Source organism: Pedobacter hiemivivus, assembly GCF_004331685.1.
Classification (GTDB): domain Bacteria; phylum Bacteroidota; class Bacteroidia; order Sphingobacteriales; family Sphingobacteriaceae; genus Pedobacter; species Pedobacter hiemivivus.
The window spans coordinates 33,997-59,989 of sequence record NZ_SJSM01000014.1; the positions used below are offsets into that span (position 1 = coordinate 33,997).

The 25,993-nt window shown below is 39.8% G+C and carries 20 protein-coding genes; 14 read left to right on the forward strand and 6 right to left on the reverse strand.

Annotation, left to right across the window (positions count from 1 at the left end; translation table 11 throughout):
* Positions 1-216 precede the first annotated feature (216 nt).
* From EZ444_RS18935 to EZ444_RS19000, 14 genes are all read left to right on the forward strand, one after another.
* Complete coding sequence (locus tag EZ444_RS18935) at positions 217-1,146, forward strand: outer membrane protein assembly factor BamD (RefSeq protein ID WP_131610715.1); 930 nt, start codon at positions 217-219, stop codon at positions 1,144-1,146.
* Between the two features lies 1 nt (position 1,147).
* Complete coding sequence (locus tag EZ444_RS18940) at positions 1,148-1,474, forward strand: DNA-directed RNA polymerase subunit omega (protein ID WP_131610716.1); 327 nt, start codon at positions 1,148-1,150, stop codon at positions 1,472-1,474.
* A gap of 44 nt (positions 1,475-1,518) precedes the next feature.
* The gene (gene coaBC, locus EZ444_RS18945) at positions 1,519-2,718 is read left to right on the forward strand and encodes a bifunctional phosphopantothenoylcysteine decarboxylase/phosphopantothenate--cysteine ligase CoaBC (RefSeq protein WP_131610717.1); all 1,200 of its coding nucleotides are present in this window, start codon (positions 1,519-1,521) and stop codon (positions 2,716-2,718) included.
* Entirely contained in the window at positions 2,715-3,620 is a 906-nt protein-coding gene (porD, locus tag EZ444_RS18950; RefSeq protein WP_131610718.1) for a type IX secretion system protein PorD, read from the forward strand. Before coaBC ends, porD begins: the two co-directional genes overlap by 4 nt.
* Positions 3,621-3,718: 98 nt before the next feature.
* Positions 3,719-4,102, forward strand: a complete 384-nt coding sequence (locus EZ444_RS18955) for a BlaI/MecI/CopY family transcriptional regulator (RefSeq protein WP_131610719.1) — start codon at positions 3,719-3,721, stop codon at positions 4,100-4,102.
* A 4-nt stretch (positions 4,103-4,106) separates the two neighbouring features.
* A complete protein-coding gene (locus EZ444_RS18960) occupies positions 4,107-5,732 on the forward strand; it encodes a M56 family metallopeptidase (protein ID WP_131610720.1) in 1,626 nt (541 codons plus the stop codon).
* Between the two features lie 97 nt (positions 5,733-5,829).
* Positions 5,830-7,491, forward strand: coding sequence for a DNA repair protein RecN (gene recN / locus EZ444_RS18965; protein ID WP_131610721.1), 1,662 nt, complete (start codon positions 5,830-5,832; stop codon positions 7,489-7,491).
* 60 nt (positions 7,492-7,551) lie between these two features.
* Positions 7,552-8,370 (forward strand): enoyl-ACP reductase FabI, encoded by an 819-nt coding sequence (locus EZ444_RS18970; protein ID WP_131610722.1) that lies wholly within the window; start codon positions 7,552-7,554, stop codon positions 8,368-8,370.
* Between the two features lie 60 nt (positions 8,371-8,430).
* Positions 8,431-9,666, forward strand: a complete 1,236-nt coding sequence (locus tag EZ444_RS18975) for a carboxypeptidase-like regulatory domain-containing protein (protein ID WP_131610723.1) — start codon at positions 8,431-8,433, stop codon at positions 9,664-9,666.
* Between the two features lie 84 nt (positions 9,667-9,750).
* Entirely contained in the window at positions 9,751-10,344 is a 594-nt protein-coding gene (locus EZ444_RS18980) for an RNA polymerase sigma-70 factor (RefSeq protein ID WP_165503663.1), read from the forward strand.
* A gap of 82 nt (positions 10,345-10,426) precedes the next feature.
* A complete protein-coding gene (locus EZ444_RS18985) occupies positions 10,427-11,419 on the forward strand; it encodes a FecR family protein (RefSeq protein WP_131610725.1) in 993 nt (330 codons plus the stop codon).
* A 147-nt stretch (positions 11,420-11,566) separates the two neighbouring features.
* Entirely contained in the window at positions 11,567-14,779 is a 3,213-nt protein-coding gene (locus tag EZ444_RS18990; RefSeq protein ID WP_131610726.1) for a TonB-dependent receptor, read from the forward strand.
* A gap of 26 nt (positions 14,780-14,805) precedes the next feature.
* Complete coding sequence (locus EZ444_RS18995) at positions 14,806-15,891, forward strand: hypothetical protein (RefSeq protein WP_131610727.1); 1,086 nt, start codon at positions 14,806-14,808, stop codon at positions 15,889-15,891.
* 157 nt (positions 15,892-16,048) lie between these two features.
* On the forward strand, positions 16,049-17,122 hold the full coding sequence (locus tag EZ444_RS19000; protein WP_131610728.1) for a PA0069 family radical SAM protein: 1,074 nt from the start codon (positions 16,049-16,051) through the stop codon (positions 17,120-17,122).
* Here the strand turns inward: EZ444_RS19000 and EZ444_RS19005 are convergent.
* From EZ444_RS19005 to EZ444_RS19030, 6 genes are all read right to left on the reverse strand, one after another.
* Positions 17,097-18,098 carry an FAD:protein FMN transferase gene (locus tag EZ444_RS19005; protein WP_165503664.1) on the reverse strand — a complete coding sequence of 334 codons (1,002 nt, stop codon included), beginning with the start codon at positions 18,096-18,098 and terminating at the stop codon, positions 17,097-17,099. The two genes, EZ444_RS19000 and EZ444_RS19005, sit on opposite strands and share 26 nt — an antisense overlap.
* 1 nt (position 18,099) lies before the next feature.
* Positions 18,100-19,419, reverse strand: a complete 1,320-nt coding sequence (locus EZ444_RS19010; protein ID WP_131610729.1) for a Gfo/Idh/MocA family protein — start codon at positions 19,417-19,419, stop codon at positions 18,100-18,102.
* Between the two features lie 42 nt (positions 19,420-19,461).
* Positions 19,462-20,427: a formylglycine-generating enzyme family protein gene (locus tag EZ444_RS19015; protein WP_131610730.1), complete on the reverse strand. Its 966-nt coding sequence runs from the start codon at positions 20,425-20,427 to the stop codon at positions 19,462-19,464.
* A 213-nt stretch (positions 20,428-20,640) separates the two neighbouring features.
* Positions 20,641-23,184 (reverse strand): ATP-dependent Clp protease ATP-binding subunit, encoded by a 2,544-nt coding sequence (locus EZ444_RS19020; RefSeq protein ID WP_131610731.1) that lies wholly within the window; start codon positions 23,182-23,184, stop codon positions 20,641-20,643.
* Between the two features lie 370 nt (positions 23,185-23,554).
* Positions 23,555-25,201 carry an FAD-dependent oxidoreductase gene (locus EZ444_RS19025; RefSeq protein WP_131610732.1) on the reverse strand — a complete coding sequence of 549 codons (1,647 nt, stop codon included), beginning with the start codon at positions 25,199-25,201 and terminating at the stop codon, positions 23,555-23,557.
* Positions 25,201-25,983 carry an SGNH/GDSL hydrolase family protein gene (locus tag EZ444_RS19030; protein ID WP_131610733.1) on the reverse strand — a complete coding sequence of 261 codons (783 nt, stop codon included), beginning with the start codon at positions 25,981-25,983 and terminating at the stop codon, positions 25,201-25,203. The genes EZ444_RS19025 and EZ444_RS19030 overlap by 1 nt, the downstream gene beginning before the upstream one ends.
* Positions 25,984-25,993 lie beyond the last annotated feature (10 nt).

Sequence of the window (25,993 nt, forward strand, 5' to 3'; positions counted from 1 at the left end):
AAACAACTTACGCCATGCCTCTGCTTGACCAAACAAATTACCTTCTCAGAAGCGGCCTCAGCGTTCTTCGCTTCTTCTGCGAAGCAATGCAGCCGCAGAAGAGAACGGTCATTTGTTAAATTATGTTAACGCCTTGCTACCTTCAATGCCTTTACATAGCTTAGCGTCCTATTATTTTTAATTGACGTTATCGTATTATTACCTTATCTTTGCAGAATGTTTAAAATTAAACACGTACTACTATTAAGTTTCACCATTATAGCCCTGACTATCGCGGGCTGCAAAAGCCAGTTTGAAAAAATCAGATTGAGCAACGACGTAGCCAAAAAATATCAGGAGGCCATGCGACTGTATAACAAGAAGAATTATGCAAAAGCATTGATCTTGTTTGAAGATCTTTCTCAGAAGTACAGGGGTAGAGCTGAAGCTGAAGAGCTAAACTATCACTATGCCCTAACACTATATAAATTAAAGGATTACACTACTGCAAGATATCAGTTTAAATCATTTGCAGATACCTACCCTACCAGTAAATATGCTGAGGAATGCAGGTATATGAGTGCATATTGTTATTACTTGGATTCGCCGGCTCCTAGTCTGGATCAAGAGAATACTTATAAAGCAATTGATGCCTTACAACTATTCATCAACTTTTACCCTAAAAGCGAACGTGCTATTGATGCAGCCAAATACATTGGTTTGTTACGTGCAAAGCTAGAGGATAAAGCCTATACCAATGCGAAGTTATATTACGACCTTGGTGGTGCAGGTGCTAATGCGGTGAACTACCAATCGGCAGTTATTGCATTAAAAAATGCTCAAATTGATTTCCCTGATATTAAATATGCAGAAGAAATGGATTTGCTGATTATCAAATCACAATATGAGTATGCAAGAAATAGCTATGAGATTCGTCAGGAAGATCGTTTTAATGAAGCTATCGGCTATGCAGATGAATTTATTGAAGCTCATCCACAAAGCAAACTATTACCAGAAGCCAATGCTTTAAAGAAAGCTAGTCAAAACGGTATAGACAAAGCAAAGAGTTTTCTTGCTGAAGTAGAAAAAAATCAAACAAAATATAAAGCATTGCTGGAAAAGGATGCTAAGAGAGACAGTCTTATTACAAAAACCCCCATCAAATAATATGAACACTAATAAACCCACTGTACCAAATACTACGGTTACCAGAAATGTTAATGACCTGGATCAGAAAACACATAATATTTATGAGTCTTTAGTTATTATTTCTAAAAGGGCTAATCAAATTTCTAACAACATGAAAGAAGAGCTTCACGGCAAATTAGCTGAGTTTGCTTCTTCTAACGACAACCTGGAAGAGATTTTTGAAAACAGAGAGCAGATTGAAATCAGCAAGTACTATGAGCGTTTACCTAAGCCTAGCTTAATCGCTATTGATGAGTTCTTGAACGATAAGATCTACTACAGAAATCCTGCTAAAGAACAACAATAACATTACGCATAGGGGTTATTTGCATCAATGCATTCATTAAAACCATGCTAAAAAATAAAAAAATAATTCTTGGCGTTTGCGGCAGCATTGCAGCTTATAAATCGGCTATACTGGTAAGACTACTGGTAAAAGCTGGCGCAAACGTCAAAGTAATTCTTACAGCCGATGCGGGAAATTTCATCACTCCCCTTACCCTGGCCACCCTTAGTAAGAATCCTGTTTACACACAATATTTCGAAGAAGAAACCGGCGTCTGGAGCAACCATGTAGAATTGGGCCTTTGGGCAGATTTTATGGTTATTGCCCCTGCCAGTGCCAATACTTTAGCCAAAATGGCTGGTGGTCTTTGCGACAACCTCCTTACAGCCGTCTACCTATCAGCGAAATGCCCTGTATTTGTTGCTCCGGCAATGGATCTGGATATGTGGAAACACGAAAGCACACAAAGCAATATTGATAAGCTACTATCCTATGGAAACCAGGTGATTAAACCAGGTAATGGTGAGCTGGCAAGTGGTTTATATGGGGAAGGCAGAATGGCCGAACCAGAGGAAATTCTTACTTTTCTCGCAAATGTGGTAAGCGCTTCGCTTCCTCTATTGGGAAAGAAAGTAATGGTTACCGCCGGTCCAACTTATGAAGCTATTGATCCTGTCCGTTTTATTGGAAATCACTCTTCCGGTAAAATGGGTTTTGCTATTGCAGATAGGTTTGCCAGTTTAGGTGCGGATGTAACACTGATTACGGGCCCGACTGCAGAAAAAAGTATTTACCCATTAAAACGTATTGATGTAGTAAGTGCTGCTGATATGCTACATGCTTGTAAAGCGGAATTTAGCACCGCTGAGATCACAGTCATGAGTGCCGCTGTGGCAGATTATACACCTGTACAGAAGGCCGATCAGAAGATCAAAAAAACAAGTACTGAATTTAGTCTGGAGTTAAAAAAGACTGAAGATATTCTGGCTACACTTGGACAGTTAAAAAAAGGCGGACAAATATTAGTTGGCTTTGCCTTGGAAACTGAAAATGAGGAAGAATATGCAAAAGGAAAATTGGTTAAGAAAAACCTAGACCTTATTGTACTCAATTCGCTGAATGATAAAGGTGCCGGCTTTAAAATGGACACCAATAAAATAACTATATTTAATAAGGCTGCTGAAAAAACCGTTTTTGAAATGAAATCGAAGACAGAAGTGGCAATCGACATCTGTAACGAAATATTAAAATTGGCTAAAGCATGAAAAAACGCTACTCTCTTATTTTCTTGATCCTTCTGTTCTGCAATACTTACAGCATTGCACAAGAGTTAAATGCCAGGGTACAGATACTGGCTCCTACTGTTCCGAACATCAATAAAAGGAATTTAGAGATCCTTCAAAATATCATCAGGGAGTTTTTGAACAACAATAAGTGGACTAATGAAACTTATACACCTATTGAGCGCATCGAGTGTAATTTTGTGATCACCATAACGGCCTGGGACGGGGGGGCTGGCTATAAAGCTGAGGCACAAATTCAATCGAGCAGGCCAGTTTACAACACTGCATACAACAGTACTTTACTAAATATCAGCGATAAGGATTACGATTTCAATTACAATGAGGGGCAATCTTTGGATTTCTCTGATCAGAACTTTATCTCCAATTTAAGTTCCTTACTTAGTTTTTATGCTTATACCATTATTGGCCTCGATAAAGACAGCTTTAATAAATTGGGGGGCACCTATTTTTACAATAAAGCTCAGAATATTTTAAATGTCGCTCAGGTATCTGGAAACAAAGGCTGGAAAGCTTTTGACGGTTTAAAAAATAGGTATTGGTTAAATGAGAACCTGCAGAACAAAGGTTTTGAGGAACTGAGACAGTTTATATACGATTACCATCTGAATGGCCTGGACCTAATGCAGGAAGATCCCATTGCTGGAGCTAAAAGAATCATTACTCTATTGGTCGGCCTAAAAAAAATGGATAAGCAAAAGCTAGGTTCTATATTCCCTAACATGTATTTGGCTACCAAAGCTGATGAACTGGTAAATATCCTTTCGGCTACCAATCCGCAGGATAAAATCCAAGCATACAATCTGCTTTCTGAAATTGATCCTGCCAACATCAACAAATACGAAGCCTTAAAAACCACTCGCTAAGTCCTTAATTACAACATATTAAAAAAATATGTTAAATTATTTTTAATCTACGAACAGATTCGTATATTTGATTACGAAACAATTCGTAGATAAAGATTATGGCAGCGATAAACAACCTTAAACCTACAGAAAGCGAACTCGAAATCTTACAAATTCTGTGGGAAAAGGGTAACTGCACGGTTAGGGATGTACACGAGATTTTAGAGAAGAATAAGGATGCCGGCTATACGACTACACTTAAACTGATGCAGATTATGCTGGAGAAAGGTTTAGTTGCTCGAGATGCTTCTTCTAAAACTCATATCTACCGGGCCTTAGTGAACCAGGAAAAAACCCAGCAACACCTGGTTGATAAAATGATAGACAATGTTTTTAATGGTTCGGCAGCGCGCATGGTGATGCAAGCGCTGGGTAACCATACCGCAAGCAAGGAGGAGATTGATTCAATAAAAAAGTATTTAGATGGACTAAGTAATCAATAAAAAAATGGAAGCAATTGTAAACAACCTGATCAAAGCGACAGGATGGAGTATTTTTCACTCCTTATGGCAAGCGGCAATTATTTACGGACTATTGTTGCTGCTGGTTGCGATTTTACCTCGCGTAACCGCAAAATTAAAACACAACCTCGCCTATGGGGCCATGTGTATAATGTTTACAAGCTTTGTCATCACATTTTTCTACTCCTTTAAATGGCCCAGTACTGCAAAATCAACTCCAGTAGCGGATATTGGTCATCAGCTCATCAACAATCCGTATTTATCAGGTTTCTCTGAAACTATTGGTAACCGTACTGAGCAATTTTTTCCTTTCCTGGTAGGCGCTTATACAATTGGTTTGCTTTTGCAGCTGATCATCCTTTCTGTTGGTTACAGAAAAGTGCGATTACTAAAGCAATCTGGTAAGGAAGTAGTGCCTCTAGCTTGGCAAAACGCTTTTGAAGAACTAGTTTTGAAGCTAAACCTACGTCGCCAAATTGGTTTTTATTTATCCGAACATGTAAATATGCCTCTGGTAGTCGGTTATTTTAAACCCGTTGTTCTTTTCCCAATCGCCCTTGTCGCTCAACTCGACATTAAGCAAGTTGAAGCCATCCTCATCCATGAACTTTCGCACATTAGAAGAAATGATTACCTATTAAATCTAATAAAAACAGCCATAGAAACGATTCTCTTCTTTAACCCTTTTGTATGGCTAAGTGGCAAATTCATCAATATAGAACGCGAACATGCTTGTGACGACCGCGTCCTTCAACTAACTGGAACTCCATTAACCTATGCGCATGCGCTTTTAAAGCTGGAGATCCTTAAAGATAAATCTACCCCTACCCTTTCCATGGCGGCATCGGGTAAACAACAACACTTATATCAACGCATAAAAAGAATTACTGATATGAAAACAAATTACAGGAATGCAAAGCAACAGCTTTTTGCAACTATGCTGGCCGTAGTTACGATACTTTCATTGGCATGGATCAGTCCGGCAAAAACAGCAGCACCCAAACTTAAACCTAAGTCAATCAAATTGGTTGTTACAAATCGGACAGATCACAATTTGAGCATTACAACTACAGCACCCTGGACTAAATCGCGAGTACTGAAAACAAACATCGACACAGCAAAGAAAAAGCTCAAAGTTAAAACCATATGTATTAAAGGAAATGGTATTGAACACAAATGTAAGGATACCCTCGCCCTTGTTAATGATTTTCAATTTAACATAGACTCGACGATTAACCAAAGCCTGGCATTCTTAAAATCTCCAAAATGGCAGTCAGATGTTAAAAAAATGGCCGAGGGCTTCAGTAAAAATTTCGATGCTAAAGCAATGGAGCTACAAGCTAAAGACCTGGAAAAACAGGCAATGAAGATTGAAAAGTATTTTAATTCTGCAAAATGGAAACAACAACAAGTGCAAATTGAAAAGCAAGCCAAAGAGATCGAGCAACGATTCAACTCGCCAGAATTTAAAAAAAGCATAGAGAAAGAAGTTGAAAAAGCAAAAGCGCTTCAAAATTCTGCTGAGTATAAAGAATTAAAAAAGAAATTTGATGCTGATGTTGAAGCCATCAAAAAGAAAAACCAATCCCCAACAGATAGCACAACTCATTAACAACAACATACACAATGCAATCGAAAGGCAGGAGATAATCTTCTGCCTTTTTTTGTGGAGTTCATCGCTAAGTTTTCATAATTTAGCAACATCATATATGCTACAAAAACTTTCCATCCGTAACTACGCTTTGATAGACAGTGTTGATCTGGAACTCGACAAAGGTTTAAACATCATCACTGGTGAAACTGGCGCTGGTAAATCAATCATGCTTGGTGCGTTATCTCTTATACTTGGACAACGTGCTGAAACAAAGTATTTTTTTAACCAGGATAAGAAATGTATTATAGAAGGCTGGTTCTTACTGGCCGATACCCAGCTACAATCCTTATTTGAAGAAAACGACGTCGACTTTTACAAGGAAAACACGTTGAGAAGGGAAATTTCTACTGATGGGAAATCGAGGGCTTTCATCAATGATACCCCAGTAACGCTTACAGTGATGAAACAGATTGGTGAGCGACTGATCGACATTCACTCACAACATGCTACGCAAGAAGTTAGTGACCCTTCATTTCAATTGTTAGTGGTGGATACACTTGCAGGTCATCAGCCATTGCTAACCGAGTACCGCAGCAAATTTAAACTGTACAAACAGCAGCAGCAGCATTTGGCAGAACTGCAAACAAAAGCCAATGAAGCGCGGAACAAGCAAGATTATGAGCAGTTTCTGTTTAATGAGCTGGAAAGCGCGAGCTTACAAAGTGATGAACAGGAAAAAATGGAGACGGAATTACAAATGCTGAACAATACGGAGAGCATTAAAAGGAGTTTGCTTACCGGTTACAATTTATTAAGTGAAGAAGAAAATGCGGTCCTACCTATTTTAAAAGAAGTAGTAGGTCAGCTGCAAAGTATAGAAAAGTTTAACCCTGCATATGAAGCTTTAAATGAGCGACTACGTTCGGTTTTAATTGAGGTAAAAGACATTGCTGCCGAAACAGCTGGACTAGAAGAACATATCGTTTTCAACCCTTCCAGAATTGATGAGATCAATGCCCGCCTAGATCTTATATATGGATTACAGCAAAAACATAGGGTAAACAATATTGAAGAATTACTCAGCATTCAGAATCAATTATCTGATAACCTAGCCAATCTTTTGAGCGGCGATGAGGAAATTGAAAAACTAGTCAAAGCATTAGAACTGCTACAGGCTGATCTGGAAATCATGGCTGGAAAGCTATCTACAAACAGAAGTAAGGCGATCGTTAATACCGAAACTAGTGTTGGCAAGATCTTGCATCAAGTGGGAATGCCTAATGCAAAAATAAAGATTGACCAATCGCAGGCTACAGCGCTTAATAAAGACGGAAAAGACCTCATCAGCTTACTCTTCTCTGCCAATAGCGGTCAACCCCCTGCCCCAGTGGGTAAAGTAGCCTCAGGCGGCGAGCTTTCGCGTTTAATGCTAGCCATAAAATCCATCATGGCAAAACACACCTCTTTGCCTACTTTAATATTTGATGAAATTGATACCGGAATCTCCGGAGAAACCGCTTTACGCGTTGGTGATGTAATTGGTGAGCTGGAAAAGAACATGCAGGTAATTTGTATTACACATTTGCCACAAATTGCAGCCAAAGGTGATGCACATTATTTTGTTTATAAAAATGAGCAAAGCGAGCGTACCACAACAGGCATCCGCAAGCTGAGTAATGGGGATCGGGTAAGCGCCATTGCGGAGATGCTGAGTGGCAAAACACCCGGTGCTTCGGCTATGGAGAATGCTAAAGACCTACTGGGTTATAAAAACTAAATGCCATATTCTGCAAAGAAAAAAATCATTAACTTCGGCCTGTTTTAAAACAGACATACTATGTATAACTTATTAAAAGGTAAACGCGGCATCATCACAGGCGCATTAGATCAAAATTCCATTGCCTGGAAAGTTGCAGAAAAAGCACATGAAGAAGGCGCAACATTTGTTTTAACAAATGCCCCTATCGCTATGCGTATGGGAGAGATTAATGCTTTGGCTGAAAAGACAGGATCACAAATTATTCCTGCTGATGCAACCAATGTAGATGAGCTAACCAACTTGTTTACCCAATCACAAGAAATATTAGGCGGTAAAATAGATTTTGTATTGCACTCTATCGGTATGAGTGTAAACATTCGTAAAAAGATACCTTATACGGAATCAAACTACGATTACTTTATGAAAGGTATCGATGTTTCGGCCATGTCCTTTCACAAAATGCTTGCTGTTGCTAAAAAACTAGATGCAATCAGTGAAGGTGGTAGTGTGGTAGCGCTTACTTATATGGCTGCTCAACGCACTTATCCATTCTATACAGATATGGCTGATATTAAAGCGATGTTGGAATCCATTGCACGTAGCTTTGGTTACCACTATGGTTTAGAGAAAAAAGTACGTATCAATACCGTTTCTCAATCACCAACAAAAACTACTGCCGGTACTGGTATTAAAGGTTTTGGGGATTTCTATGATTATGCGAATGCCATTGCTCCACTAGGGAATGCTGATGCTGAATCATGTGCAGATTACTGTGTAACTTTATTCTCTGATTTAACCCGCATGGTAACTATGCAGAACCTTTTCCATGATGGTGGCTACTCTTCAACTGGAGTGAGTGATGTCGTGATGCAGAAAATGGGTATCGAAGAACAATAATTATAAACAAATAAAAGGGCCAGGATGTAAATTCTGGCCCTTTCTTGTATATTCGTATTCATGACAAAATCCCTGTTCATATTCTTCCTTACCTTATTTACAGGGCTTCATAGTTACTCCCAAACCTCGTTTTCGATAACAGGGATAGTTAGGGATCAAAAAGAAAGTCTACCTGGTGCTGGTGTGTATTTAAGTGGCTACAAGGTATCCACTGTGGCCGATAGTGAAGGTAAATTTAAAATCAGCAACCTCAAGCCAGGCAATTATGATCTTTTGGTACAAATGGTGGGTTATCTCCCCTATTCAAAAAGCGTCATCATATCCGACAAATCGGTTCAGGTTGAATTGGTTTTAAAGGAAAGCACCACTACTTTAAATGAGGTGGTGATACATGCTGATCCAAATAGAGCTAAATACCTCAAGCAATTTAAGGAGTACTTTATAGGCACAAGCCCAAATGCCGCGCAGTGCAAAATATTAAATCCTCAGGTATTAGACATCGATTATGATGTGACCAAAAGTCTACTCAGCATCAAATCATCTGATTTTTTAATTGTAGAGAATAAAGCATTGGGCTATCGTTTAAAATATATGCTTGATTATTTTGAGTATAATTCAAGAACGAGGATCATTTACTTTTCTGGACATCCATTTTTTGAAGAACTAAAAGCTTCTGGTTCAAAAATGAAAAAGTATATCGATAGGCGTGAAACGGCCTATTATGGATCTTCACAACACTTTTTCAGATCGCTTTACCAGGGAAAGGGTAAAGAAGAAGGATTTATCATCAACAAAATGATTAAAATACCTAACCCTTACCGCTATCCCGATAGTATCATTTATAAAAATCTCGTTAAACTAAAAACTCCAGGTAAATCATCCCTGATCAGCAAAAGCGCAGCACCCAGAGATACAGCTAGGATTGCCTTTTGGTTAAAACAACAGGATATGCCTAAGTTTATTGACTGCCTGGATCGCAAAGAGATTTCTCCCGACAACTTGATTTACACTTACAACAAGAACCTAAAATTACTAGACGGGACAGGTGCATTGGCAATCAGCTATACACGGGAAAAGGAATCATTAGGTTATTCTAAAACTAGCTTCTGGATCTTCCGCCCACTTGATGTGCCTGATTATGAAATCTCTGTCGCCAATTTAACGCAGGGCCCGGTACGTTTTTACGAAAACGGTAGTATCTACGACTCCAGAGCTATGCTGTATGAAGGCTTTTGGGCATATGAGAAAGTGGCCGATATGGTTCCGATAGATTATGTTCCTCAGACAAAAAGGTAAACACACAATTACACTTGATCTAATTTTAACATTGAGTTAAAATACAGCATCTACATTTGAAGCATAGATTTATGCTCAATTACTGTGGATCAGTTAGACAAAAGCCTGCTAAAAGAATTAATTATCTTATTAAAGAAAAGTGACACCACTGCTTTTAACAAGGTGTATGCACTTTACAGGGCCAAAATTCACCGTTTTGCATGGCGTTTTGTAAGATGCGATGAATCAGCTGCAGAGCTTACTCAATTGGTTTTTGTTCATTTATGGAAGTACAAAGACAGCATCAACGAGGAGAAGGATTTTAACGCGTATCTGCTCACCATTACCAAAAACCTGGTCTACAAAGAATTTCAACGAAAAGCTAAGCTCGCTGCCTACCAGCTCTCACACGATAAAGCAGAACCGGATTATGATCCGATAGGTAGTGTAATGAATTTTAAGGACTACACCAATCTAGCCGCAAAAGCAATTGACGACTTACCGCCGCAAACTAAAAAAGTATTTAAGTTAAGTCGCGATGAAGGCGCTTCTTACGAATCTATAGCAGAGCAACTCAATATTTCTAAAAACACGGTTCACAGTCATATAGCCAAGTCTTTAAGCCACATCAGGGCTTATTTTAAGATCCACACCCCAGAAACCGTACTAGCAATTTCCATCTCTTTGAATTTATTTTAAAAATAATTCGTCTTCGACTAGACACTTGGTCATTTCGCGAGATATATGCTTATATACAGGAGGCATCAGCCCCACATAAGTAATGAAACCGAATACCGAAGAAGAGATAAAAGAAATATTTAAGCTATACCTGAATCAGCAGAGCACGCCGAAACAAGAAGCTGCGCTTTTTGATTATATCAATAAGCATGAAAACACGCAGGGCCTGTTTGATGAACAGATCAACAATGCTTGGAAGGAAGATATTGCTGAGCCCGCCACTGAAAGAATTACAATAACCAAAAACCGTACCCTTCCAATCTGGATAAAATATGCAGCATGTTTATTCCTGTTTTGCAGCCTTGCCTTGTCATGGTATGTGATTCAACAACGTCCGGAATACAACAATTCTGCTATCGTAGAGATCACTAAAACTACCAGACGTGGTGAAAAGTTGAAATTATTACTTCCCGACAGTTCTGTGGTTTACCTAAATGCCATGAGTAAGCTCAGCTTCCCAAAGCGTTTTGAGCCTGGTAAAAAAAGGGAAATAAAATTAGAAGGTGAAGCTTTTTTTGAAGTTAAACATGACACTAGCCGCCCCTTTATTGTCCACAGTGGAACTTTACAGACCCGAGTACTGGGCACGTCATTCAATATTAATGCTTACGCCGACAACAAAACATACAGTGTTTCTGTGCGAACAGGTAAAGTTGGTGTATCCGAAGCAAATAAAGATGGGCAAAAACAACTCTCGCTACTGCTCCCTGGAAAGCATTTGGTATACAATTTAGCCAGCAAGAAGTATACGATTATGGAGCAGAGGACTACAGATTTTAACAGCTGGACGACAAACCGTTTCATTTTCAAAAACGAAACATTGGGTAACATATTAACCAGCTTAAAACGAAGCTATCTTGTCGATTTTAAAATCAACAGCCCTAAGCTATTGAGCTGTCGTTTTAATGCCACCTTCACTAATCAGAATATCAAAGAAATTGCCGATCAGCTACAAACGATGAGTGGCGGCGGTATACATTACAAATTTAACCAAAATAACACCATAATTACCTTTTGGGGGGAGGCCTGTCAATGATCAAATAAAGACCATTTAGAAAAGAATGGCTATCCATTCTTCATCATTTAAACAACAAGAATAAAAAAATAAAGCCCCCCTGCTGTAACAGGGCGGCTCTTATAAAACGTTTCGTAACTCGTGAAAATTAAAAAACCTTTTGAAACTATGAAGTTAATGCTATACTTTTTAATAAAAGAATACTTTAATAAAATTAACATACAATACGCCATTATAACGCTACTCCTCGCATCTTTTTGCTCTTATAACGCATCTGCAAATCCAACCAGACAAAATATTGATGAGATTCGCATTAGCTTAAAACTAACAAATACCGACCTAACCAGAGGGATCGGCATTTTAGAAGAAAAGGCTGGTTGTGCCATCAACTATAACCCGGCAATATTTAAATCCGAACTACTAATCAGCATCGACACTAAAGAAATGCCTCTAGGTATTGTATTGAAAAAAATGCTGGAAGGAACTGGTGTAGCTTATAAAATCAATGATCCTAAAACCATCTTGTTATATAAAGTGCCCGAACCGGTAAAACCGGGTAAAATCAGCGGCCGGATAATGGACGAGAAAGGTGAAGCTTTACCTGGCGCAGGAATTAAGATTATCGGACTGGAACGTTCTGTGAGCAGTGGTGTTGATGGTTCATTTAGCATAAATGCTGATCCAGGAACTTATACCCTAGAAATCAGCTATGTTAGTTATCAAACCAAACGAATTACGGGTGTAATTGTAAAAAGCGGACAGAATACAGCGCTAAACATCAGCATGAAACCAGCTTCGGCAACATTAAACGGAGTTGTAGTAACTGCGGATTATAAAAAGACTTCGGTAGAGGGCTTGTTGACCCGCCAGAAAAACGCATCAGAAATGACCAATGGCATTAGCGCCGAACAAATTGGCCGTACACCGGATAAGCACATCGGTGAGAGCTTAAAACGCATCAGCGGCGTTAGTACTATGGATAACAAGTTTGTGGTGGTACGTGGTATTACAGCACGTTATAATGCTGCTGTATTAGATGGAACCGCCTTACCTAGTACTGAAGCCCAAAGTCGTAGCTTTTCTTTCGACATGATCCCTTCAAATCTGGTTGACAATGTAGTGGTGAGCAAAACCATTACCCCGGACATGAACACCAGTTTTGGTGGTGGATTGATCCAGATCAATACTAAGGATATGCCAACAGAGAACTTTACGAGTTTTTCTATTGGTACATCATACAATGATCAAACGACAGGAAAGCCTTTTTATAGTCACGAACGTGGTAAGTATGACTTCCTTGGTTTTGACGATGGAAGGCGCAGTGCACCCGATAACTTGTTGATCACAGACCGTTCAGTTAGAGGCCCTGGAACCATCGGTGGATTTGAAACGATAACAGACCTGGAATTTAGGCAACGTGTTAGCGAACAAAGTAAACGTTTTAAGCACGATAATTTTACGCTTTATCAAGCTCCTGCCATGCCCAATCAAAATTACCAGTTTACAATGGGTAGGTTAATGTCATTAAAAGCAGATAAGCAATATAAACTAGGCTTTACAGGTGCTTTGAGTTACCGCAATACACAAAGCAATGTTGCTTTTGGTGATTATCATAGAGGGAAATGGGCCAACGAATACAACAACAATGGTAATACTTATGGTTTCAATACCACTTGGGGTGCCTTGTTAAACATGGGCTTACAGCTAGGTCAACATCGTTTTAGCTTCCGTAATACTTACACCCGGGTGTTTGATAATGATCTGGTACGTACAGCAGGATTTTCTAGTGATCAAACTGACGAACTGACTTCTCGCCCACCAACCATACGCGAGAATGACGACCCTACCTTTACAAGTCTGATGCAAAATAAACTAATGGGGCAGCATCAATTGGGCAAAGTAAAGCTGGAATGGGATGCTGCTAGAACAGCTATTAAACGTGAGGAAAAGGCTATAACAACTGCCGAGCAAGCACCTAAGTTGATTGATGGTAATTTCTTGTATTTGTATTATCCAGGAGTATACTCAGAGCCAAAGGCAGCGCCATTATCTAGCCAATACTCCAACAATAATGAAAGTCATTATACCTGGAATGTATCTGGAACGCTACCTTTTAATGTTTTTGGTTTACGCAATACCCTTAAAGCGGGTTTATATGGCAATCGTAAAAAAGGAGGCTTTGATTGGAAAATTGTGCCATTTACGACCAGTTCTAACCAAATGGATCCAAAACTGGCATTCATTTCTATAGCCGACATGCAAAAACCAGAAAACATGCGTGTAGATGGTTACGGATTCCAAATGTGGTTTAATGATAAATACTCAGGAAAAAGTCGCAATGATGCTGGTTATTTAATGCTTGATAACCGATTAGGAGAAACATTACGCTTAGTATGGGGTGTACGTGGTGACTACTATAAATATACAGAAGGCAGTAACCCAATAATCCCTGGTAATCCAACCGTCTTTGAAGCTAAACATGATCCAGCTTTTAGATTGTTGCCATCTGCCAATTTAACGTACAGCGTTACGCCTAAAATAAATGTACGAACGTCCTGGTCTATCGCTGTGGTACGCCCGGAATTGATGGACAATACCCAGTTTTATCGCTATAGCCCCTATTTAGATGGCATGATCCACAATGTAGGTATTACAAGTACCAAGATCACTAGTTACGATGTTCGTGCGGAATGGTTCCCATCTTTAGGTGAAACATTCTCGGTAAGCGGATTTTACAAATACTTTGATAAACCGGTAGAACTTAGTCAGGCAGCCTCTTCAAATATCTATTACCAAATTTCAAATTCGGAATGGGCTAAAGTATATGGTTTGGAATTTGAAATGCGCAAAAGTCTGGACTTTATTGCCGAGAAAAAATGGCTAAGTGATTTGACTTTGTTTGGAAATGCCACCTTGCAGAAATCTCAGGTAGAAGCCCAGTTCGACCCATTGGTTAAAACTGATGGCAAGATTATTTCGAAACTAAAACGTCCTATGTCGGGCCAAACCCCATACCTAGTAAACATAGGCTTACAGTATCAGGCAACGCGTTTTGGCTTTAATGCTGTGTACAACAAAACCGGCATAAAAACTTACATCGTGGCCTCACAAGAAAGCCTGATTGACTATGAAGCACCGAGAAGTCAAACCGACGTCCAGATAAGCTACAAATGGTTAAAAAATAGAATGTTGGTTAAACTTAACGGGGGTAACTTATTTAATGAAGCTTCCTCTTTTTACAAAAACTCTCCAGATCCGGTCGAAGCTAAAAAGGAAGATTTCAAAGCCGGAACTTCAGATAAATACGAGCCCGGAGAACAAAAAACATTTACCCGACGTTTTGGTCGCACATTTAGCTTACAGCTGAACTATAATTTTTAATCCTAAAACTGCATAAAATATTAAATATGAAACAGTTATTAAAAACCAATAAAATAACGCTTACTGTTGTTATTGCCATGATTTCATTCCTACTTTTCAGTTGTAAAAAACAAGAAAAGGTAGTTCCAGACCCACCTCATATCATCAAGTTAGAGATTAGAGGAAGTACGGTAAATGATACGCTCCAATTCGTAAAAAGCGGAAAAGTAATTGCTGAATCCGGAAAATCTGAAGGTGAATTTGGGATGAATCTTCTGCTTACATTAGATGAACCGGAAGCAGAAATACAAATCCGAAAAAAAGGACAAACAGACATTTTAGCCACCAGAAAGATTGTAGCAGATAAATTTGAGCAGGTCATCAGATGTTACTATAATGGTGAAAAAGCTTATGATGAAACTATACTACTTAAGTTCAAGGGCTATTCCGGTTCATCTACTCTTCAGGTACTGATGGATGGTCGAGTTATCTGCGAAGGTGGGAATTCTGTTTACTACTCACCATCTGAAGTCAATATAGGGTTTGAACCAAATCAGAAGCATCAGATACAAATCCGTAACAAGGCAACCAACGCCATACTATTGACAAAAGAGATTTCTGGGGGGGAGGCCATACAAAATTTAAGATTCTACTTTGACGGTTTTAAAGTACATGAAAGCATCAATTTTCCCAAACCATCAAATCCAGCTAACATACTCTTTACCGCTAAATTCACAAGTGCTTTAGATGTATATAATGGTCCGATTGATATTGTATTTTTCAGCGGGATTTCGACAACAAAGCTTTATGAGCATACGGCCACCAACATCCGGATTGAAATTCCTACTGACGGTAATTTTAGCCAGGCAATAGAATTACCTCCTGCAGAAAAAGGTATAACGTATTCTTATAAACTAGTTAAAAGAGGTACATTAAATGATTTGCCATATATACTTACAAATGAACTTATGCCAATAAAACCTGAAAGTAGTTACAGAATAGTAGATTTTAGAGCAGGCTATACATTGATGGCCGATATTATGGATCGTAAAAATGTCAGAACTTCCGGTATCACTAAGGGCACTAGTTTCAGCGTAATTGAAACAGATATTAAATTCTTTTTTGACAATTAATTTGTTGCTCAGTCTAAAAATCTGATGCTTTAATACAACAATGAGGCTGTCCGAAAAGGTAAAAATGTGCTATTTTTCTACGTACCTTTTTAGACAGCCTCTTTTAAATTCTAAATCACGTCTTGCTTATTACTAATAATATTAGTAATTTTAGCTAATGAATTTAGACGAGGAAAAACCGGACAATTACGTTAAAGGGCGCGGTGCACAGTTTAATCCGCACAACCGTTTCGCCAAAAACGACTATGTAAAAGAGCATGATGAGGGAATTGACGATTGGGAGGAGGAAGATCATAAGACTACTTTTATCCTCGGAAAATCTAAATCCATCGTTAACAAAGTAGATAGTCCTGATGTAGGCATGGCCTATTCCTTAAACCCTTATCAGGGCTGCGAACATGGTTGCACCTATTGCTATGCGCGCAATGCACATGAATATTGGGGCTTCAGTGCCGGACTCGATTTTGAGCGCAAGATCATCGTAAAAACAGATGCGCCAGCTTTATTTAAAAAGTTCCTGGAACGTAAAGCCTGGGATGCCTCAGTCATTTCCCTATCCGGCAATACCGATTGCTACCAACCTGCCGAACGGAAATTCAAGATCACCAGACAATTGCTGGAAATTGCCTTGGAATACAAGCAACCCATTGGCATGATCACTAAAAATGCTTTGATATTAAGAGACATAGATCTACTGACTGAGCTAGCTAAGCAAAACCTCTGCATGGTATACGTTTCCATTAATAGCTTAAATGAGCAATTGCGCCAGAAAATGGAGCCCCGTACCACCACCGCAAAGCAACGTTTAAAGATTGTTGAACAATTGAGTAATGCTGGGATTCCTATGGGCGTAATGGTTGCTCCGCTGGTACCAGGTCTAAGTGATCACGAAATCCCTGCTATTTTAAAAACCATTGCCAATTGCGGAGCCATAGCGGCAGGTTATACAGTAGTGAGGCTAAATGGTGCCATTGGTGGAATATTTGAAGACTGGCTGCGTAAAAACTACCCTGATCGCTTTGAAAAGGTATGGCATATGATTCAATCTTGCCATGGTGGTAATGTGAATGATAGCAGGTTTGGCGACAGAATGAGAGGTGATGGTAACATTGCCAAGCTCATCAAAGACAATTTTAAATTGCATTGCCGCATAAACCACCTTAACGAGCAAAAGATAGAACTAGACTCCAGCCTTTTCAAAGTGCCTAAAGTCCAACTATCATTTTTTTAAACCCCTTTGTCAAGGTATCTGCTACACTTCCATCGCTTTTGTGATAAATGATATACGCTTCCAAATCTCTTTTTGATGCAAAATCAAGCGCTTCATGAACACTCATCGCCATTAATGGGCTGTCATATCCATCAGCCGTAACCGCATCTTTAGCATAAACGGTTACGCTGATTAAAGAATTATCCAAAGGGTAACCTGTTTTTGGGTCAATGAGGTGTGCTATTTTTTTCGCCCCTTTTTGCAGATACTTCCTGTAATTACCGGCAGTTGTGATTGCACCACTGTTAATACTGATGACATGCCTGATCACAGGTTCCCCATTTGCTGATGTCGCCGGGCCTTCAATACCAATGCGCAATGCAGTGCCGTCAGGTTTAGGCCCCTTCATCCTCAGCTCCCCACCTATCTCTACCACAAAAGACGCAATGTCTTTTTTACTTAAATAATCAGCAACCGCGTCAACACTATAGCCTTGAGCTATCCCATTCAGATCTATCTTTACACAAGGTTTGCTTTTTTTAAGGTGATTCCCTTTTAAACTGAGGTTATTCATGCCTACACAATTAAGCAACTGTTTAACCTCCAGACTATCCGGAAACTTACTTATAGGCTTAGGACCAAAACCCCAGGCTTGCACCAAGGGAGCTACGGTTACATCAAACTTACCTTTGGTGGCTTTGTAAACGACAAAAGATTTGTGCATTACCGCAGCAAAGTGGGGATCCAGATCTAGCCCCTCAAGAGATTCATTGAACTTATTGATCAATGAATAAGGTTTATAAAGTGACATAGAAGAATCTATAACACTTAAAATACTATCTACCGATCGCTTAGTCACCACACTATCCCGGGCAAAATATTTAACCGTATAATCTGTCCCCTGCGCATAACCACGAATGGTAAATTCCTGCTGATCTTTTCCCTTAAAAAGGAAAGAGATCAGCAGGGGAAATATCAATAAAATATACTTAACCAATTTAAATCACCTTTGTTTTACCTGGAGTAGGAATTGGATAAAGGCCATTTGCATCAGGCATCAGCTTTGGATTAGCATCCCAACTCAACTGATCCGGAAACAAACTGTTATCCGCTTTTAAAGCATCATCCCATTTAATCACCTGCCCAGAATAAGTAGCATACCGACCAATTATTGCCGTAAAGCAACTCTTCGCCGCACGTTCTGCATCCTGAAATTTAAACTGCCCCTTGCTGATTGCTTCAAACAACTCATCATGTTCAGTTTGGTAAGGATTAGCATTACCCTTGGTAGGATGATTAAATATTTGCTTGCCTTTACTATCCCATAGTACACCATTATGACCTGCCGACAAATAAGTACGGCCTTTAGTCCCCTGGAATGTTTCATCAACCCGGTTTGCAGTACCCTCATAATGGCGGCACTGACTATAAATCACCGCACCATCGGCATAAGTAAGCTCTACCGCATGATTATCGTAAATCTCACCATAATCTTTACCTGTTCTCCAGGCGCGACTACCTGTCCCCTGTATCGAAACTGGATAAGCATTTTTAACCCAGTTGGCAATATCTATATTATGCACGTGCTGTTCTACAATGTGATCCCCACATAACCAGTTAAAATAATACCAGTTACGCATTTGGTATTCCATTTCCGTTTGGTTGGGCTGACGTTTTTTTACCCAAACCCCACCACTATTCCAATACACCTGTCCACCAACAATATCACCTATAGCACCGTCCTCAATGCGTTTTAAGGTTTCCCTGTAATTCGCTTGGTACCTGCGCTGCAAGCCAACTACCACGTTTAATTTTTTCTGTTTCGCCAATTCAGCGGCAGCCAATACCTTACGGATTCCTGGCGCATCAACAGCTACAGGCTTCTCCATAAACACGTGTTTACCTTGTTTTACGGCCTCTTCAAAGTGCATTGGCCTAAATCCTGGAGGCGTTACCAATAAAACCACATCCGCAAGCGCAATTGCTTTAGCATAACCATCAAAACCTACGAATCTGCGGTCCTGAGGTACATCAACTTTATCTTTAAACCGTTCCGAGAGCTTCTGATAACTGCTGTTCAATCGGTCTTCAAAAGCATCAGCCATGGCTACCAACTTTAAATTCTGCTTCGTACTTAAAGCCTGAAAAGCAGCGCCTGTACCCCTATCTCCGCAGCCAATTAAAGCTATTTTAATGGTATCATCAGTTGATGAATGTCCACCTGCAAAAGCAAACTGGTTTAACATTATTCCACCTGCAACCAGGGCTGAGGCTTTTAAAAATTCGCGACGTTTATCGCGTAGTTCTTCATTGTTCATGTTCGATTGATATTTGGTTCTTTGGTTTGTGAGTTTTTGCTTTTAATAATCCGCAATCGGAGCCCTGTTGTAATAGGCATCAATATCTGCTTTTGATGGTGTTTTTACAGGTCTTACCAATCGCATACCGATAAATGGAGCTTCTGGAAACCACCAATTACTTTTAGGAATCTGAGGATCCAGTTGTTTCCAAACAGGATCAGAAGCCATTCTAGCCGCTGAGCGTAATTCTTTAGCCTGATCATCATACGATCCCCCTCGAATTACATTTGCATACAACTTATCAGGAACAGAAAGCGGGTTAATGGCTTTATCTCCTTTCACTGTAGCATAAAAATCCGCTTTATATTGATCGTAAGTCCATTCCGCTACATTGCCATACATATCATACAAACCCCATTGGTTAGGCTTCTTTTGTCCTACTGGGTGTGTTTTATCTTCGCTGTTGGCTTTATACCAGGCATATTCCTTCAATTGAGTCGCATCATCTCCAAAAGCATACTCAGTTGCATTACCTGCACGACTTGCATACTCCCATTCAGCTTCCGTTGGCAAGCGATAAAATTCGCCTGTGCGGGCATACAACCATTTGCAAAATTGAATGGCATTATAATGAGTCATGGCAAGTGCTGGGTGATTCTCCTTGCCCATGCCAAAGGTCATGTCCAGATAAGGTTTTGTTGGTCGGGTAACTGCATCTACATTGGCTGGTACTACACCAATACTGTGTGTGGTTTCGTAATCTTTATATAAAAAAGGCTCGTAAATATCCCAGGTAACTTCGACAGCGCCCATCCAAAAAGGCTCGAGTTTAACCGTATGAACAGGCTGTTCATCACCTTTACCTTTTTTACTGCCCATCGAAAACTCACCAGCGGGAATAGCTTTCATTTCAAAGCTCAATTTTGTGCCGTTGATTTGTTGTGTGTAGGCCTCCTGCTTTTCCTGCGAAGATGCCTTAAAGGCAAATAAAATCAGGGGCAATGCCAATGATAATTTAAACTTCATTGATAATAATTTTGATACTATTGATATTTCAAACTAATCTATTTCTATCTAAAATAGAGGCATTTATCTTAATAACCAAAATCTTCTGACGCATAATTTCACAAAATGTGTAAAAAGCACACTAAGTTGCCAATATTGACTAAAATCTGGTCAAATAAAAAACCCTGATCAGCTTATCGCTCATCAGGGTTTTCCGCTATACCATCCCAGGTATTATTCTATACTTCCTTCTTCTTTTTTCTTCTTCTTATTACCGGGACTCTTATTCTCTACCACAATAACATCATTTTCTTTATCATAGTCAATCTCCAGCGTATCACCCTCATGGATTTCTCCTTTAAGGATTTCCTCCGCAATCGGATCTTCCAGATATTTCTGAATCGCACGTTTAAGCGGTCTCGCACCAAAGTTTGCATCAAAGCCTTTATCAGCAATAAAGTCTTTAGCTTTCTCAGTCAGCTTCACCTCATAACCTAAGTTATGAACACGGCCAAACAATGATTTCAATTCAATATCAATGATTTTAAAGATTTCTTCTTTACCCAATGAGTTGAATACCACTACATCATCTACACGGTTTAAAAACTCAGGTGCAAAAGCACGTTTCAAAGCGTTCTCAATCACTCCTCTTGAATGCGAATCTGCCTGATTTGTTTTGGCAGCAGTAGAGAAACCTACTCCTTGTCCAAAGTCTTTCAATTGACGTGCACCAATGTTGGAGGTCATGATGATGATTGTATTTCTAAAATCTACCTTACGACCTAAGCTATCAGTCAGCTGTCCTTCATCCAATACTTGCAATAAGATATTGAATACATCAGGGTGTGCTTTCTCAATCTCATCCAGCAAAATTACTGCGTAAGGTTTTCTACGTACCTTTTCAGTCAGCTGTCCACCTTCTTCATAGCCCACATATCCCGGAGGCGCACCCACTAAACGTGATACTGCAAATTTCTCCATATACTCACTCATATCAATCTGAATCAGCGAATCATCACTGTCAAACATAAAACGAGCAAGCTCTTTTGCCAATTCAGTTTTACCTACACCAGTTGGGCCAAGGAAAATAAACGAACCAATTGGTTTTTTAGGATCTTTTAATCCCGCTCTGGTACGCTGAATAGCTTTTGTTAATTTCTTAATCGCTTCATCCTGTCCAATAATTTTGGTAGCCACCGTATCGTACATATTCAGCAGTTTTGCACTGTCGGTTTGTCCAACACGTTGTAAAGGAATACCGGTCATCATCGAAACCACCTCAGCAACGTTATCTTCCGTAACAGTATAACGTTTTGTTTTGGTTTCGGCTTCCCATTCTGCCTTTGCACGATCAAGCTCTTCTAAAAGGTTCTTTTCAGTATCCCTTAATTTTGCAGCTTCTTCATATTTCTGGCTTTTTACAACCTTATTTTTCTCTACCTTAATTTCTTCGATCTTGTTCTCAATCGTAATGATGTTCTCAGGAACATGAATATTAGTTAAATGCACCCTTGATCCAGCCTCATCCAGAGCATCAATAGCTTTATCTGGCAAGAATCTATCGGTAATATACCTCGAAGTTAAAGCCACACAAGCATGGATCGCTTCATCGGTATAAGTTACACCGTGGTGTTCTTCATATTTTTCTTTAATACGATTCAAGATCTCGATGGTTTCATCAGGAGTTGCTGGCTCAATCATTACCTTTTGGAAACGACGATCCAGGGCACCATCTTTTTCAATGTACTGACGGTACTCATCCAATGTTGTTGCCCCGATGCATTGTATTTCGCCCCTAGCCAAAGCAGGTTTAAACATATTCGATGCATCCAAAGAACCCGAAGCACCACCGGCACCTACAATGGTATGAATCTCATCAATAAACAGAATCACATCCGTAGATTTTTCCAGCTCGTTCATCACAGCTTTCATACGTTCTTCAAACTGTCCACGGTATTTAGTGCCTGCAACCAATGAGGCCAGGTCTAAAGTTACCACGCGTTTGTTAAACAATACTCTCGAAACCTTACGTTGAACAATACGTAATGCCAATCCTTCTGCAATTGCAGATTTACCAACACCCGGCTCACCAATCAGGATAGGGTTATTTTTCTTACGGCGTGATAAAATTTGCGACACGCGCTCAATTTCTTTCTCACGTCCAACAATTGGGTCTAAACGACCTTCCTCAGCAGCTTTCGTCAAATCTCTTCCAAAGTTATCCAAAACCGGAGTTTTAGATTTAATATCAGAAACCTTTTTAGGGCTGCTAAATGCTTCTTCTTCGCGATAATCATCATCACCACCGGTTGATGCGCTATTTTGCGTTTCGTCTCTAAAACCGTTTTTATTCACTTCAACCTCCTGTTTAAATATCTCGTAATTGATGTTAAACTGTAGTAAAATCTGTGAGGCAATGTTATCATCATCGCGCAGGATAGAAAGCAATAAATGCTCCGTACCTATCAAATCGCTTTTGAAGATCTTTGCTTCCAGATAAGTGATCTTTAATACTTTTTCTGCTTGTTTGGTTAATGGAATATTTCCCAAATTAACCGTAACACTCGATGTACCTCTAACTGAATCTTCTATTGAACGACGAAGTTTTGAAGTATCAACACCCAGTGATTTTAATATCTTAATAGCCATACCATCGCCTTCGCGAATAAGGCCTAACAACAGATGTTCAGCCCCTATGTAATCGTGACCTAATCTCAGGGCTTCTTCCCTGCTAAAGGAGATCACATCTTTGACTTGTGGTGAAAATTTAGCTTCCATATATACCTTTCTAATTCGGGAATGCTCTAAACTATAAAATTTGTTTTATAAATGAGCACCCGTATTTTTTTTAATTTATCAACAATTACGCCATAGCGACTAAAATAGATGTTGTAACTGCCGTTATTGCATAAAACTTACCAAGTTCTGACTTAATTTGCGGCAGGCCTCATTAAAATAGATAAAGTTAAGAAGCTTCAGGAGCCGAATTAAACAAATTATAAAGGTCTAAAAACTGGATTGTCCACAAATTGTAATCATTATCTCTCTTTCCTCCTGCCTGTCAAAAATGCCCAACAAAAATAATTTATCTAGCAAAATGGCAGGTTCCTCCGTATATCTCATATAAAGCTACCAAATAAATATCTAATTATCTTGCACGAAGTCGTTGCTTTTGGTTCAAAAGCAACTTTTCCAATTGTACATAAGGCACTTTCTGCACACTTAAGCCACCATCAATAGCCAGTGCAGCAGCGGTAGCCGCAGATTCGCCTAAAATCATAAACACAGGTTCCATCCTTACCGACCCAAAAGCGATATGAGAGATTGATAAACATACCGGTACCAACAGGTTGGCACATTCCTGTTCCTTTGGAACTATGGCGTCATAAGCAATACTATATGGCAGAGGTGCCTTAACCCCAATATCACCCTCATTCTGTACAAAACCTGCCTGAGTAACATATCGCTGTGTATTGTGCGAATCCAATGCATAAGACCCCATTCCAATCGGATTAGGCACTTCCTTTTTACCCAACACTTCGTGCTCTGTCATCACATAAACACTCACCATCCTCCTGGCCTCCCTAATGTACAATTGATGTGGCCAGTTGCCATTATCTTTGAACTCATCCTTTGCCAATCCCCAGGTATTCAGTTTAGCCTGTAGGTTCTTCGGTATACGTGAATCAGTTGCCATGAAATATAGTAACCCCTTCTGATAATTTTCATGATCCTTGATGATCTTTCGACGTTCCTTGTAAGAAGCCTCAGGATAAGCATAATTCCCTCCAATATAGTCAGTACTAAAAGGACCGTGATTATTCGTATCAGTCTTCCTGTTTGGAACGGGATCGTACTTATTAAATAGTTCATTCCAACCGCTTTGGAACACCCTGGCCAACAGCTCATAGTCTGCAGAATTATAGCCATCAGGTTTTGGAAAAGCAACCCGGTTCTCCGGATGATCGGTTAAACACATCCTGAAACAATAAGCCTGCAATTTATCGTCACCCTCGCCCTTTATTCCTGGATTCTCCTTGGAAATTCCGGCAAGCAAACCACTCGCCTTATCACCCGGCACTTTGTAAGGATCTATCTTTCTGGCAAAGTGATGGCCATGTTGAAAAACTTCCGTCTGGATGCCATTCCAATTTTCTCCATACACACTGTTGGCTTCCCGGCCTACATGGTAGCTTACTTTGGCCGAAGCCATAAGGTCACCCTCATAGGTTGCATCAATAAACATCTTGCCATAAAACTTCTTCCCACTCAGCGTAGTAATAGATATGATCTTTCCATTTACTTTATTGACGCCATTTTTCCTGTTAAGCCATTCATTGCGGTATACGGTAAGCTTGTTTTCCTTAACAAAATCTTCCATCACCTTTTCTGCCACATGAGGTTCAAATATCCACATGGTCCTGTCGGCACCGTCTATTGCCGGTGTACCCTGACCTTTATTGCCGTATGCTTCCTTTTTCTGCCACTTCCAGGCTGTATCAGTATTGTAATGCATAAACACACGGTGATAAAATTCCCTTGCCAATCCACCAATAACCTCCTTATCTCCGGTATCCGTAAAGCCGAGTCCGCCCGAAGAAAGACCTCCAAGGTGTACATCAGGTGATACTAGGATCACAGACTTCCCTAATCTTGCGGCTTGCACACCCGCTGTTACCGCAGCAGAGGTACCTCCATAAATGATGATATCGGCATCATAAGTTTTCTTTTGAGCCCAGGCCGTATTAGCCAAAAGGGTGACAGACAGTATCAGAACTGCGAATTTATTTCTCATTACTTAGTATTTAACAATTTACTTAAAAAACCAGGATAACTGTCTTTATCAACAGACCCGTCCCCTTTCGTGATACTGTCACCAAAACAGACAATGCCCGAAGCCGGCAATTTATGGTCAGTTATGAAATCATAAACTGTTAAACCAATAAATCGATATCCGTTTACTGTAGGGTGAATCCCATCCCTCTTATTGGTATTGGCAAGATTTTGAATTAAAGAGTCCCTATCAGCACCAATTTTGCCGATTGCCAAAAAGCGATGTTCCAGATCCAGCAAATAGGTTTTATGCTCCGCAGCTATTTTTTTAACGACATCGTTGATTTGCTTTCTTCTTCCGGACACCCCCTCGGGTTCATAAAATGCTGCAGGATGACGGGTTAGCAGGTCGGGCTCATAACATGGAAGTATGGTCATCAGCAACACCTTGCTCTTCGTTGCTTTAATACGTTTCACCATTTCTTTAAGATGCTGCTCATATTCCGACAAGGGTATGTGCTTCACACTGTTCATGTCATTGGTACCGACCATCAATATGGTTAGCTTTGGTTGATGGGCAAGGCAATCCTTTGCTATACGCGTTAGCATATCCACCGTATTGTTCCCCCCAACGCCCGCATTGATAATTTCAAAAGCTGCAGGTTCCCCACTTCCCTCAAGGGAAGATGGAAAACCTGCAGTGTGTGCAAAAGAACTGTTGCGCAGCAAGCCGTTCATCAATACTGTACCAGCTATTGTACTTAAAACGTACTTAACAATTTGTCTCCTGTTGATATGATTCATTATTTGTGAA